This window comes from Paucilactobacillus suebicus DSM 5007 = KCTC 3549, from assembly GCF_001434475.1.
GTDB classification, from domain to species: domain Bacteria; phylum Bacillota; class Bacilli; order Lactobacillales; family Lactobacillaceae; genus Paucilactobacillus; species Paucilactobacillus suebicus.
In genome coordinates, this window is record NZ_AZGF01000010.1 from 39,137 (window position 1) to 52,833 (window position 13,697).

At 37.5% G+C, this 13,697-nt stretch carries 9 protein-coding genes; 3 read left to right on the forward strand and 6 right to left on the reverse strand.

Features of this window, described 5'->3' with window-relative positions; translation table 11 throughout:
* Positions 1–135: 135 nt before the first annotated feature.
* The gene (locus FD16_RS05745) at positions 136–831 is read right to left on the reverse strand and encodes a GntR family transcriptional regulator (protein WP_010621385.1); all 696 of its coding nucleotides are present in this window, start codon (positions 829–831) and stop codon (positions 136–138) included.
* 238 nt (positions 832–1,069) lie between these two features.
* Here FD16_RS05745 and gntK point away from each other — a divergent pair, with 238 nt between their 5' ends.
* Both gntK and FD16_RS05755 read left to right on the forward strand, forming a co-directional pair.
* Positions 1,070–2,614, forward strand: a complete 1,545-nt coding sequence (gntK, locus tag FD16_RS05750; RefSeq protein ID WP_010621384.1) for a gluconokinase — start codon at positions 1,070–1,072, stop codon at positions 2,612–2,614.
* A 94-nt stretch (positions 2,615–2,708) separates the two neighbouring features.
* Positions 2,709–4,055, forward strand: a complete 1,347-nt coding sequence (locus FD16_RS05755) for an MATE family efflux transporter (RefSeq protein ID WP_010621383.1) — start codon at positions 2,709–2,711, stop codon at positions 4,053–4,055.
* On the opposite strand, the gene FD16_RS05760 is transcribed toward FD16_RS05755, so the two are convergent.
* Positions 4,056–5,201 carry a helix-turn-helix transcriptional regulator gene (locus FD16_RS05760; protein WP_010621382.1) on the reverse strand — a complete coding sequence of 382 codons (1,146 nt, stop codon included), beginning with the start codon at positions 5,199–5,201 and terminating at the stop codon, positions 4,056–4,058. It lies immediately after the preceding gene.
* 124 nt (positions 5,202–5,325) lie between these two features.
* On the opposite strand from FD16_RS05760, the gene uidA reads away from it, so the two are divergent.
* Positions 5,326–7,143: a beta-glucuronidase gene (gene uidA, locus FD16_RS05765; protein WP_010621381.1), complete on the forward strand. Its 1,818-nt coding sequence runs from the start codon at positions 5,326–5,328 to the stop codon at positions 7,141–7,143.
* Between the two features lie 58 nt (positions 7,144–7,201).
* On the opposite strand, the gene FD16_RS05770 is transcribed toward uidA, so the two are convergent.
* The 4 genes from FD16_RS05770 to FD16_RS05785 form a co-directional block, all read right to left on the reverse strand.
* Positions 7,202–8,236: a lactonase family protein gene (locus FD16_RS05770; RefSeq protein WP_010621380.1), complete on the reverse strand. Its 1,035-nt coding sequence runs from the start codon at positions 8,234–8,236 to the stop codon at positions 7,202–7,204.
* A gap of 17 nt (positions 8,237–8,253) precedes the next feature.
* Entirely contained in the window at positions 8,254–9,504 is a 1,251-nt protein-coding gene (locus FD16_RS05775) for a glycoside hydrolase family 28 protein (protein WP_010621379.1), read from the reverse strand.
* 109 nt (positions 9,505–9,613) lie between these two features.
* The gene (gene uxaC / locus FD16_RS05780) at positions 9,614–11,047 is read right to left on the reverse strand and encodes a glucuronate isomerase (protein WP_010621378.1); all 1,434 of its coding nucleotides are present in this window, start codon (positions 11,045–11,047) and stop codon (positions 9,614–9,616) included.
* Positions 11,048–11,089: 42 nt separating this feature from the next.
* Positions 11,090–13,585, reverse strand: a complete 2,496-nt coding sequence (locus FD16_RS05785; RefSeq protein WP_010621377.1) for a glycoside hydrolase family 31 protein — start codon at positions 13,583–13,585, stop codon at positions 11,090–11,092.
* Positions 13,586–13,697: the final 112 nt, after the last annotated feature.

Below are 13,697 nucleotides of genomic sequence, written 5' to 3' on the forward strand. Positions count from 1 at the left end.
CTCCAGCTAAATAATTAGTAATGTAAAACCAACTGATATACTAGTATGCCTGAATACGCTTTCATTATAACGCACATTTCCGATGTGTCAATGTTTATTTTTAGATTCTAATCTAAACACCAGAAATAACATGTTTTACTCACTTGCCTCTGTATCAATATTGATGTCAAAATAATCTGGAAACTTCTCTAGCAAGCTTGGCAATTCATGCAGCATCAATCTTAGATGTGATTCGGCACTAAAACGAATTCCTTCGATATTATGAGACTTAATTGCATCAAATATTCCTTGATGTTGGTCAAGCAATGTATCCCAATCTAGTTTGGTAACTTCCAATCTCAACCGACGATACCGATTGAGGTGCATGTTAATCATTTGCAACCAGTCCCAGATCATTTGTCTGTCGGCACCAATGTAAAATAATTGATGAAACTGTTCATCTAAGTCAAAGAACAAGTTATCATTACCATCTGCAACAGCTTGGCGTTGTTGGGATAAGTTTTGTTCTACCCGATCAAACATGTCATCACTAGCCTTAATTGAAAATTGAAGTAAAACATCTGGATCAATTTTACGACGTAAAAACTGCGCTGTTTCAGCAGATTTTAAGTCAATTTTAGTAATATATGTCCCGCTTTGTGGCACAACTTCTACTAGTGAATAGCGTTCCAGTCTGATAATTGCTTCACGAACCGGAGTCCGTCCGATACCGAGATCTTGAGAAACAATTTTTTCCGAAATTTTTTGTCCGGGATAGTAAACACCGTGTAAAATTTGATATTTCAACTGATTATATGCGTCCGTTCGCATGTTGGCTGACGTGTCTTCCATTAAGTATTCACTTCTTCATCTATAGATTTTATATCCATTAATATGGTTTTACATATCTCGACAATACCACAAAATCGAGTACTAGTTTGCGTTTATTTAAAATAATTTTTTCAAACTGATATATCTGTTATTGACATTCATCTCTTGATTTTGTATCATGTAAGCGTTAACAGATGAACTAGCCTCCATCTTTAAAAAGAAAAAACTATTTTTTACAATCACAGGAGGGAACCTACACATGGATTATATTATTGGTGTGGACGTTGGTACGACTAGTACAAAGGCCGTTATCTACACGCTCCACGGAGACATAAAAGGCTATTCGAACCAACTTTACCCACTTTATCAAGATACCCCAGATACTGCTGAAGAAGATCCAGATGAAATTTTTAACGCAACTGTTAAAGCATTAACCGATGTTGTCAGCAAAGTAAGTGGTACTGTGCGTGCCGTATCATTTTCAACACAACAGCATAGCTTAATTGCACTAGATAAAGATCACAAGCCACTGACAAAAGTTATCACCTGGGCCGATAACCGTGCTGAAAAGCAGGCTACTGAGGCTTCTAAGAGCGGTTTAGGAATGAAGATCTATAATAAGACCGGTCTTCCAATCCACCCAATGGGTCCTGTTTATAAATTAATGTGGTTAAAAAAGGAACACAACGATATTTTTGAAAATGCCAACTATTGGGTTGGATTAAAAGAATACCTAATGTGGCGTTTCTTTGGTCAACTGAAGGAAGAAACTTCAATGGCTTCTGCCACTGGATTAATGAACATTTTCGACATGGACTGGGATGATGACATTCTCAGTTGGGTTGGCATTAATCGTAAACAATTACCGGAATTAGTTGATCCAACTTATCAATTAACTGGAATGGACAATGATATTGCTGCTGAAATTGGCATTTCACCAAAAACTCCATTTGTTATGGGTGCCACTGATGGTGCCCTTGCAGAAATTGGCTTAGGCGCAATTGGTAAAGGTGAAGTTGCCGTTACCATTGGTACTTCTGGTGCCGTAAGAACCTTCGTTGACAAGCCTCAGCTTGATCCTAAAGGCCGGACATACTGCTACCCTGTTATGAACGGCAAATGGATCGTTGGTGGTCCCGTTAACAGTGGTGGAATTGTCTTCCGCTGGGTTCGCGATAACTTGTTTGCACCTGAAAAAGCCACTGCTAAGATGCTTGGCATGGATCCTTATGACTTCTTAACAGAAGTTGCTAAGACAGTTCCTGCCGGTTCAGATGGTTTGATTTTCCAGCCATTTCTTGGCGGTGAACGTGCACCTATCTGGAATGGTAACGCACGTGCAACCTTCTTCGGTTTAACTCGTAGTCACACACGTGCTCACATGGTTCGTGCAGCCCTTGAAGGTGTTGTCTATAACCTCTACTCAGTTCTACTAGCCTTGCAAGAAGCTGTTGGTGAACCAACTGTGATTACTGCGACTGGTGGTTTCGCTCGTTCAGCCCTTTGGCGTCAAATGCTTGCTGATGTCTTTGAACATCCAGTAACCATTCCCGAAGCCTTTGAAAGTGGCTGCTTGGGTGCCATGGTAGTCGGCTTAATTAGTATCGGTGAAGCAGATGACCTTTCAGTTGTTAAGAAGTTCATCGGTAAGCAAAATACTTACCAACCAGATCCATCGAACTTTGAGAACTACCGTGATCTGTTACCAATCTATCTGAGTGTTGGCCGTCAGCTTGAATCTGAGTACGATTCAATTGCTGAATATCAACGGAAGCATCCACATCCAGAAGATAAAAAAGATTAATATCTAAACAAATAGAAGTTCTAAATTCCTAATGGTTATTTAGAACTTCTATTACTGTACATAGCAGTAAAATCATCTTGGGGGACAAGCGTTCATGAAGGACACAATTGATTTAACAACTGGATATCCGTTAAAAAAAATTTTACTGTTTTCTCTTCCACTTGTAGGCGGATCATTGTTTCAACAACTATACAATTTCATTGACACAATGATTGTCGGCCGATTAATTGGAATCGATGCCTTGGCTGCAGTTGGTGCGTACTACCCACTCAGTTTTTTGATTCTTGGTTTTGTTCAAGGAAGTTGTGTTGGCTTTAGCATTCCACTTGCACAGAGCGTTGGTAGTAAAAGTGAGCGAGACATTAAGGACTATTTAGTAAATGCTGTTTGGCTTTGCCTAGTGGTGGCAATTATATTGACTCCACTCATGATGATCTTTGCCCACTCAATTTTACAAGGGTTAAATACACCGCATGAGATTATTAAGTTAGCCACTACTTTTACAGTAGTGTCGTTTGCTGGTATCCCGGCAAATATTCTCTATAATTACTCAGCTAATGCATTGCGCGCTTTTGGTGATTCAACGCGACCTTTTTACTTTTTAATCAGCTCTCTCGTACTAAACATCATTTTAGCGTTAATTTTCATTGAAGTATTTCACTTCGGTATTGCCGGTGTAGCTCTAGCTACCGTTATCAGTGAATTTTTTAGTGGCATGTTAAACGTCATCTGGTTAATTTACAGCGGTCATTTCATCAAAGTGCGATGGCATGACTTCAACTTCAGTTTGCATCATATTAGTAGAATGTGCATTATTGGTTTTCCAATGGGGTTCGAGTACTCGATTTCTGCAATTGGCGCCGTGGTCATGCAAGACGCAATCAACTTGCTAGGTACAGCAGCCGTGGCTGGTCAATCTGCTGGTGAAAAAATTAGACAATTATTCACACTACCTGCCGAAAGCGTCGGCATGGCAATTGCAACGTATATGGCCCAAAATTATGGTGCCAAAAAAATTGATCGAATTAAAAAAGGCATCCTCCAAGGATCTCTAATTCAATTGATATACTCTTTAACAGCCTTTGTGTTAGTCATGGTGTTCAAAAAATTACTAATCTCGGCAGTTTTGGGCACAACTAGTGGTGTTGTCTATAACAAGGCGGACCAATATTTAACAATTATCAGCTTCTTCTTTATCATTCACGGACTACTAATGATCTTTAGAAACACTCTACAAGGACTTGGCCACAGTATTTATGCTATCTTCTCTGGCTTTGGTGAACTTATTGGCCGTTCCATCGGTGGTATCCTGTCGATTACCTCAATGGGATATATAGCAATCTGTTATTCAAATCAAATTGCTTGGGGACTATCACTGTTATACTGCATGTTCATCATGTTCAGGCTTTTCAAAACTGATAATCAACTAAAAAATAAATAGCTATTCCGCGTCTAAGTCGTGACCTAAGTCACGGCTTTTTGCATACTCTGATGGTGACATCCCCACGATTTTTTTGAAACACTGTGCAAAGTAACTTTGACCATTAAAACCAACGTTAATTGCTATTTCATTCATTTTACTATTCTCAGTTCTAATCAACTGTTTAGCAAATTCAATACGTTGAAAGTTGATAAACTCAAACAATGATTGACCTGTTTCTTTGCTAAAATTCCTAGATAAAACTGATAGGTTGCTGTGTACAGCATGAGCAATTTGAGTAAGTGTTAACTGCTGAGAATAGTGCATATTTACATAACTGATCGTCGCACTTACTAGTCGGCCATAGTGTTTATTATGTAAATCGCTGATCAAATCGCAGTATTCTTGAGCCATTGTCCTGATTAGGTGCCAAATAGAATTCAAATCTCTGGCCTGCTCGATCTTAATTGCATATTTTTCAGAGATTAAATGAACGTAGACTGGCTCTAATCCACCCTGTTCAGCACCAATTCTACACATCGTATTATAGGCAAAACCGATATTTTTTGCGGAACGAAGTGGACTACTTGGCACACGACTCACAAATGGTGAAAAGAAACTGGTGGGTGTTCCGTCAGTTAGAATATCCGCCTGTTTTGCATTTCCATCAATAATTGCATCAATTAATTCCCGTTGTTTCTTATATCTTTCATTTACTTGTTGTTCAAAATTATCATCCAGATCACCTGAATCTTGAACAATATGTGAATCATCTTGAAAATCTGTTTCCATATGAACTTTAGCTTCACCACAATTAATCAATGATGCCGTAATTGATGTAATACTATTGATCTCCGACTTATTTAAAATTGGTAAACTACTTAATTCATTTTGAATCCGTTTTGACTTACTCGCAATATTATATATTTTTAAATCCGAATTTGATAAAAAAGGCCCTAGAACAACTATGGATGATATTTTTTTGTTTTGCCATTCGGCAATTGCCAGATATTTCACAATATTTTGATTAAAATAATAGCATGTATTCTCACTCTGTTTAATCAAATAATCGAACATCTTTTTCGTGGCTTTTTTAGTAAATTTATGGTAAATGTTCACGTTAACCTTTGCTATTTCACTCAGATGTGATGCCAATGCATTATCCATCTCATGTATCCTCCAATCAGTCATTATAATTATAATATAGTCAATATATTAATAAAACCAGCTAATAAAGTTTAATATACTGATTACAGTAAGCGATTACATTGATTGAATGGAGGAAATTAATTTGTTATACCCTATTACAACAAACACTCGTGTAGTTTTAGATTTAGATGGAGTTTGGAAATTTCAAGTTGAAGAACCAGTTGGTAGCATTACAGAAGATAATCCGCTTAAAACAGACGAAGTCATGGCTGTTCCGGCGTCCTTTAATGACCAAACTGACAAACCGGCCTTAAGAGAACACAACGGTTATTTCTGGTACGAGACTAACTTTGAAGTTGCCGATATTTTACAGGACCAACGATTGGTTTTAAGATTTGGTTCAGTCACTCATGAAGCATGGGTGTATCTGAACGGGAAAAAATTAACACACCATAAGGGAGGATTCACTCCCTTTGAAGTTGAAGTAAATGACTTCCTGGTGCCTGGAAAAAATAGATTATCTGTGCGCGTAAGTAACTTACTGGATTACACCACACTCCCTGTCGGAAACTTCTCTGAAACTAAAGATGAGAATGGTGACCCTCAATACAGCGTTGATGAAAATTTTGATTTCTATAACTACGCTGGTATTCACCGACCTGTAAAGCTTTATTCAACACCCAAAGACTACATCAGTGATGTAACAATCGTCCCAGACGTTAATCTAAATGATGGGTCTGCAAACGTAAACTTTGATATTGACACTGGCGGGAGCTTTGATGATATCGAAATTAAAATCATTGATGAAAATAATAACGAAGTTGGTACCGCCAAGGGAACGAGCACAAATGTTGAAATTAATAACGTCCATCTATGGCAGCCACTTAATGCTTATATCTATACTGCCAAAATCATTGGCATCAAAAATGGCAAAATCGTAGATACCTATGAAGAACCATTCGGTGTTCGTAAAGTTGAAGTTAAATCCGGCAGATTCTTAATCAATGGAGAACCATTTTATTTTAAAGGATTTGGTAAGCATGAGGACACCTACGTCAATGGTAAAGGATTGAATGAAGCATATAATGTTTTAGACATTAAATTAATGAAATCAATGGGAGCAAATTCATTCCGCACGTCGCATTATCCATACTCAGATGAAATGATGAGACTTTGCGACCGTGAGGGAATTGTCGTGATTGAGGAAACTCCAGCTGTTGGTTTGATGGTTGACTTTGGCTTTGATATTGCTAACAAGATGGATAAAATTGATGAAGATCCAACATGGTCTAAGTTAAAGACTGGAGACGCACATCGACAAGTCATCCACGAAATGATTGACCGTGATAAAAATCACGCATGTGTAGTCATGTGGTCAATTTCGAATGAATCGGCTCATTACGCACCCGGTGCTCATGAATATTTTGAGCCCCTCTTCAAATTGGCGCGTGAGCTAGATCCACAGAAACGTCCATGCACATACGTTGCCATCATGATGACTCTCCCTGATACAGATAAATGTACAGACCTCGTTGATGTTATTTCACTAAATCGGTACTACGGTTGGTATCTAACAAATGGCGACTTAAGCAAGGTAACAGATACTGTCCTACAAGAGCTTAATCAATGGCAATCAAAGTACCCGGATAAACCAATTATTTACACTGAATATGGAGCAGACACAATTGCAGGTGTCCACAGTCCCTATAATGAACCGTTCTCGGAAGAATATCAGGTTGAATATTATAAAAAATATAGCACCGCTTTTGATGAAGTTAAGAACTTCACTGGCGAACAAGTTTGGAATTTTGCTGATTTTCAAACAAAATTTGGCATTCAACGTGTTCAAGGAAACAAAAAGGGGATTTTCACTAGGTCCAGAGAACCCAAAATGGCCGCTAAATATTTGTCAGATAGATGGAATAATATTCCAAATTTAGGTTTTAAAAAGTTAAAATAATCAATTAAACCAATTAAAAAAGCAGAAACTCCTAACGGAATTTCTGCTTTTTTACTTATTAACGTTTCAAAAATAAAACGTTGACGCATTCTGGTGTCACAATATTCTTTTCAACTAACGTTAATTTACCGTTTTCACTATTTCTTTTATAAATTGTTCCATTACTGGTGTTTTGATTAACCAGCAGAATAAAATTGTTTGTTAGATCTAAATTAAAATCTCTCGGAAAATCTCCCTCACTGGAAATTTGTTGGATCTCCGTTAATTTAAGACCATCCCTGTTGATTGCAAATACAGTAACACTATTAAACCCTCTGTTAGAAACATACAAAAAGCGTTGATCATTACTGATTCTAATCGCTGCTGCACCGTTATGGGCAGTCCATGTTGTTGGTATTGTGGAAACTGAGGATACTAAACTAAAACTACCATCGCTCTCGTTGTATTTTAAAGCACTCACCTGACTAGATAACTCACCTAATAAATAAGCAATTGGTTCTTTTTCATTAAACACTAAATGTCTAGGGCCATATCCGTCAGGTAGCTCAAGTGTTTGAACTAATTTAAGTTTACCCTCTTCGGTAACATCATAAGTAGTTAAAGTGTCATTCCCTAAGTCAACGGCCACAACCCTCCTGTCAGGTGTCAGTGCAGTAAAATGAACGTGGCTAGATTCCTGTTCTGGCCGTGGCCCATTGCCTTGGTGAACTACCTCGTCAATCTCACTGATTGTTTTGTCTTGATTAATTCGATAAACATTAATTTTCCCCATATGGTAATTGCTGGCAAAAATTAATTGTCGTTGTTCATCCAACATGACATGTGCCGGAGAGGTGCCAACCTTTATATTCTCGTTAATTAGCCTTGGTTCTTCACTATTTAATTCATATGCAGCCACTCCGCTCTGATCGGCATGATCGTCAATTAAATAAGCATAGTTATCTTTTGAAACAGCTAAATATGTTGGTGATCCAATTTTTTTGATGTAAGCGGAAGGTGTTGTTAAATGACCAGTTTTCGAATCAAATGAGGCAACGTAAACTCCCTCACCGTTTTTATGTGTGTATCCACCCAATAAAACTTTTTCAAACATTACAGATCCTCCATTACTTAGTAACTAATTATTTCATTTTCACTATCTTCAATTTGAACGTTCGTTAAAACCAAATTTGCAGTTGTCTCAGTATTCAGGCCAATATGGGAACTTGTCACAACTCCTGAACCATAGTTAGGTCTTAAATCAAATTCCGTAGCCGTTTTAAAAGGTTTATTCAACTTTAAATTAACATCTCGTAAATATATATCACGAACGGCACCTTCAACACTTGAATAGATAAATATACCATTATCTGACTCACAGTTAATGTTCAAAAAGCTGATGTTGTCAATAACCTGATTCTTCATATCAGTTTTTTCATCCCGTTGAACAAGTGTGATGTATATTGGTTCGCCAGATCCCCACCAGTCCTTAGTATAGGTTTTGTTTTTGATCGTTATATTTTCGAATGTAATGTTCCTAACACTACCGGGATCTCTAATTTGAAATGCAATACCGCGATTTGTATCTTCTATTTTAAGATCGGTAAAATAGCAATCTTCAAAATTTCCAAAACTACTACTGCCAAACTTGATTGCTGAGCTTCGAGTTTTAATGTTGCAACGTTCCACTTTGATATTGTTACAATCACCATACTTAGCAGTTTCTTCTGTGCATTTGGGACAAATACCGTCATCTCCGGTAACGATCGTGCAATCATGAATATGTGTTTCTCTGCCTCGGTCAATATCTATTCCATCAGTATTTGGCATTCTCATTTCATTATTAATAAAAATTGAGTCTATTTCGGTTTTAAAGCATCCAACCAAGTGAATTGTCCAAAATGGTGAATTAATAATGTGAAGATTACTAATTTTAACGTCGCGACAATTCTCAAAATAAAACATCATTGGACGTGGGTATTTGTAAAATTTTAGATGTTGTTCACTGCCCTGGTCAGGAAAAATAAATTTTTCAAAGTTTCCATCAATCGTTCCATCTCCGGTAACTGCAATATTATTTGCACCATTGGCAAAGATCAGTCCACTAATTGGTGTATTATTTCTAATTAATTCAAATGGACCAGGCCTTCTGATATACCGTTCTTCATTCCCAGATCCTCTAAGTGTTGCACCAGATTCAACGTTCAAAGTTACATTACTTTTCAGCTCAATACCGTCAATAATATAAACTCCTTCTCCTGGGACAGTCACAATCCCACCATCTGCGCCGTTACACTTATCAATTGCACTCTGAATTGCCTCTGTTGCATTAATACTAATATCATCAAAATCATGATTATCTAAGATATTGATTTCTATCAAACCGATTTCCTCCATAATAGAATCTCTGTTTGCGTTAATTATACTCGTTTTAAAAAAGGTAGCCGGTTTCCCGACTACCTAATGGATTCAAAACTGGTATTAGATTATTTTATTTATTTTCGTCTTCAAAAAATGCAAAGTAGTTATATGCATTATTATAGGAAATATCTTCAACAATTTTGCCAAGTGTCTCTTCATCATCAGGAGCTTGGCCACGTTCAACCAATGAACCAATGTAATCACAAAGAACACGGCGGAAATATTCATGGCGAGGATATGACAAGAAACTTCTTGAATCAGTCAGCATACCTACAAAGTTAGCTAATAAACTTTGTTGAGCCATAATTCTGAGTTGTTCAGCCATTCCTTCACGTGTGTCATTAAACCACCAAGCACAACCAAGTTGAAGTTTTTGAGTAACTCCGCCACCATAAAAGTCGCCCATGCCAGTGGCTAACTGCATCCAGTCATTCGGATTCAGCGAATAAAGGATCGTCCGAGGAATGTTATCTTCATTTTGCATATCAGTGAATAGATCAACAATGTTACCAGCAATATCAGGTTGTGTCCCCATTGAGTCAAAGCCAGTATCTACACCAAGTTTCTTGAACATTGGTTTGTTTGCATTACGCACAGCATTAACGTGGAATTGCATAGTCCAATTAAATTTGTGGTTCAATCTCATCAATGCTTCGATCAGTGCTGTAGAATATGCATCAACTTCATGTGCGGATAGGGATTCATTGGCACGACCCTTATTAAAAATTTTAGCCAGTTCATTATCTGAAACTTTAACAAAGTGGAAAGTGTTCAAGCCGTGATCAGAAAGACGCCCACCTAAACTATTGAAAAATTCAAAGCGTTGTTCAAGAGCATCAATTAATGAATTAAAATCTGTAATTTTAACGCCAGAAACTGATGATAGCTCATCAAGGTACGATGCATATGTGTCGGCGCTGATATTAAAGGCCTTGTCAGGGCGCATTGCAGGCAATACCTTGAAACCATTTTCTTTTTCTTCCTTCTTCAAGAGCTTATGATATTTCAAATCTGAAGCAGGATCATCGGTTGTGCAGACAGCTTTTACATCAAACTTTTTAATAAGATTACGTGGCTTGAAGTCATCCGTTGCTAACATCTTGTTGGCCTTATCCCAAACTTGTTTAACATTCTTGGTTGAAAAAGGCTCATCAATGCCGAAGAAGCGTTGCAATTCGAGGTGAGTCCATTCATATAGTGGATTACCAATCGCCTTTTCAATGGTTCCAGCCCATGCAACCATCTTCTGATATTCGTCACCATCACCGGTAATGAATTCTTCATCAACACCGTTAGCTCTCATCAAGCGCCATTTATAATGGTCACCAAAGTTACCATCATTAATCCAAATTCTAGAAAGGTTAGGGTAGTTTTTATTCTCATAAATTTCCTTTGGGTTCAAATGACAATGAAAATCAATAATTGGCATCTTAGCTGCATGATCATGAAGCAGTTTCTTACCCATATCATTTGTTAACAGAAAATCCTTATCTAATAAACTCATTACACATTCTCCTTAGAAAAATTTTTAAAGTGACTTCAAATTTTAAATTGAAATCAAGTCTTTAACAGAAAAACTTATTTGAACTTGGTATTTATCGACTTGTCTGTTTGCGTACTTAATCTCCACTTGGCGACTTTCACCATTAAAGTACCAGCCTTCGTCGGCATTCTCAAACTTATCAAAGTTTAAGAATTGTTCCACCTTTATACCATCAATAGATACGCTGAACGGTGCTACGCCTGGACAACATACTGATAACACCATATTTTTAACCTTTGTTTGGTATTTACCAGTTTGTGTCACGTTTACTAGAACACCACCGTCGAGCGGCTGAAAGTCAAAAGTAGTTTCTAATGACTGACCACGTTTATAGTCGTTAGTTTTACCGTCGTCTTCGTAGACAGTAAATGACGATTTAACACTCGGTTCAATCAATAAATCAAGCTTGTCAATTATGTCATTGTGCAAATTACTAATTTCTGGACTTCTTGGAACAATTCCACCCGTTCTTAAGAACATTGGAATTGAAGACAAATCAACAGGTACTTCAATCGTCTGACCACCCTGATAATACTTGGCAGTTTTAATTTCATACCAGTCAGATCCTTCAGGCAGATAAATGCCTTTAACGGTTTGTCCTTTATCTAACACGTTAGCAATTAGAAGTGATGATCCTAGCATAAATTCAAAACTCTCCTCAGCAACTTTTGGATCATCCTGGAATTCGTAAACTAGCGGACGCATAATTGGAGATCCAATAGTTGATGCCTCGTACAATAATGAATAGAAATACGGAATTAAAGTGTATCTCAACTTGATTGCATCACGAATATAACTGGTATATTGGGGATACATCCATGGCTCGGTCACTGTATTATCATCATTTGAGGAATGAATTGAGAATCGAGGTTGGAATATTCCATTTTGAACCCAACGAACGAATAACTCTGGTTCGGGAGCTGGACCATCAAATCCACCGATATCACAGCCTTGATTGGCAACACCGGATAGCCCCATTCCCAAAATAGTTGGGACATTGTATTTTACGTTAGTCCAACTTGTACGATTATCACCGGCCCAAGTCTGGGCATAACGCTGAATTCCAGCAAATCCGGCACGGTTAACCAAATATGGTCGTGCATCAGGATTATATTTATTGATCGCATCCTTAGCAGTTTTTGCCATCATCGTTGACATCAATGGCTTAACAGCACCAATCTTTTTCTTTAATCCTTCAGCATCAACAACAGCATTATTGTCATTAATTTCATACTCGTTATTGTCATTCCAAATAGATGTGATCCCCAATGAAAGCAGGGAATCGGTCATATGCTTTGCCCATTCTTGACGACCGGCTTCACTTGTAAAATCAACAAAGTGAGCGTTGCCACCCCAATACTGATCTACTTGATCATCCCTGCCATCTGAAGTTTTAACATACGCATCGTGCTCCTGAAAATCTTTGGTAAGAAAGTGGGTCGTTAACATTCCTGGCTTAATATTAGGTGCTAGCAAAACACCTTTTTCTTTTAGTTTGTTTACAAAGTCTTGAGGATTGGGGAAACGTGTCTTATTCCAATTAAACACATAACGCTTGCCATCTTTGCCACTGGTATATCCGGATGATAGGAAGAATCCGTCACAAGGTATACCGTATTTTTTGCACGTATCAACGAAATCTAGAATTGCGACATCTGCATTCTCATCTAATTCTGTGTAATACATCGTTGAACCCATGTATCCGAAAGAAGGTAGCGGCATCATTGCACTCTTACCAGTTAAATCAGTATAATGCTCGACCACCTTTTTGATTGTTGGTCCACCAATAAAGAAGACATCCAATTCTCCACCATCACACTCAAAGTAACTGAATCGTTTCCAGTAGTTACTATGTTCGCTATCCATGTCAAAAACTGAATCATGGGAATTATTGTAGTATAGACCACTGGCAATATTATCTTCACCATTAAAATCTATATAGAATGGAATCATTTTATATAGCGGATCAGATTTTTTGGCGTTCCACCCAAGTGAATCCGTGTTGTGCATACGCATTCTACGTTTGAATTTATTTAATTCACCGGATTTTTCTCCAAATCCATAGAAATAATTATGGTCACCCATCGAACTATAATGGAAAGAACGTCCATTATCATCCTGTAGAAAGGCTCGCTTTGCTAAGTCTTGATGAACTATGTTTCCATTTTCATCAACTATTTCAAAAGCAAACGGTTCTTGGTAAATATTTAAAGTATATTTACCAGTTGAAACCGTGTACCCAAATTCTGTTTTTTTAGGATCAGTTTTAATTGCCTGAACTCTGGTTCTTTCGTCACCTAAAAGTTTATCTGTCTTGTCGTCCCAAGCAGTCTTCGTTAATGCATAAGATTCCTCAGGTGCAAATTCGTCGTCAAACGTACCACGCATACGAATGATATTTTCATCTAAAAGATAAACCCTGAACTTTGCGCCATTTGTTTCTAATTCCAAGAAATCGTCATTATTTACAACGTTGAGTAACTTTGTACTTACTTTCATGATTTCCCTACTTTCATTGTTCAAACAAATTTGGTCTTTATAAAATGAATGTGCTCGCTTCACTAAAATTATCAGCGATGCGAGCACATTCGCTCTTTATGGTTAATTTAAA

Bases quoted from the DNA above. Each gene is read 5' to 3' on its own strand.
- FD16_RS05770 (WP_010621380.1), bottom strand. From the start codon at position 8,236: ATGTTTGAAAAAGTTTTATTGGGTGGATACACACATAAAAACGGTGAG.
- FD16_RS05755 (WP_010621383.1), top strand. From the start codon at position 2,709: ATGAAGGACACAATTGATTTAACAACTGGATATCCGTTAAAAAAAATT.
- uxaC (WP_010621378.1), bottom strand. From the start codon at position 11,047: ATGAGTTTATTAGATAAGGATTTTCTGTTAACAAATGATATGGGTAAG.
- FD16_RS05760 (WP_010621382.1), bottom strand. From the start codon at position 5,201: ATGGATAATGCATTGGCATCACATCTGAGTGAAATAGCAAAGGTTAAC.
- gntK (WP_010621384.1), top strand. From the start codon at position 1,070: ATGGATTATATTATTGGTGTGGACGTTGGTACGACTAGTACAAAGGCC.
- FD16_RS05745 (WP_010621385.1), bottom strand. From the start codon at position 831: ATGGAAGACACGTCAGCCAACATGCGAACGGACGCATATAATCAGTTG.
- FD16_RS05785 (WP_010621377.1), bottom strand. From the start codon at position 13,585: ATGAAAGTAAGTACAAAGTTACTCAACGTTGTAAATAATGACGATTTC.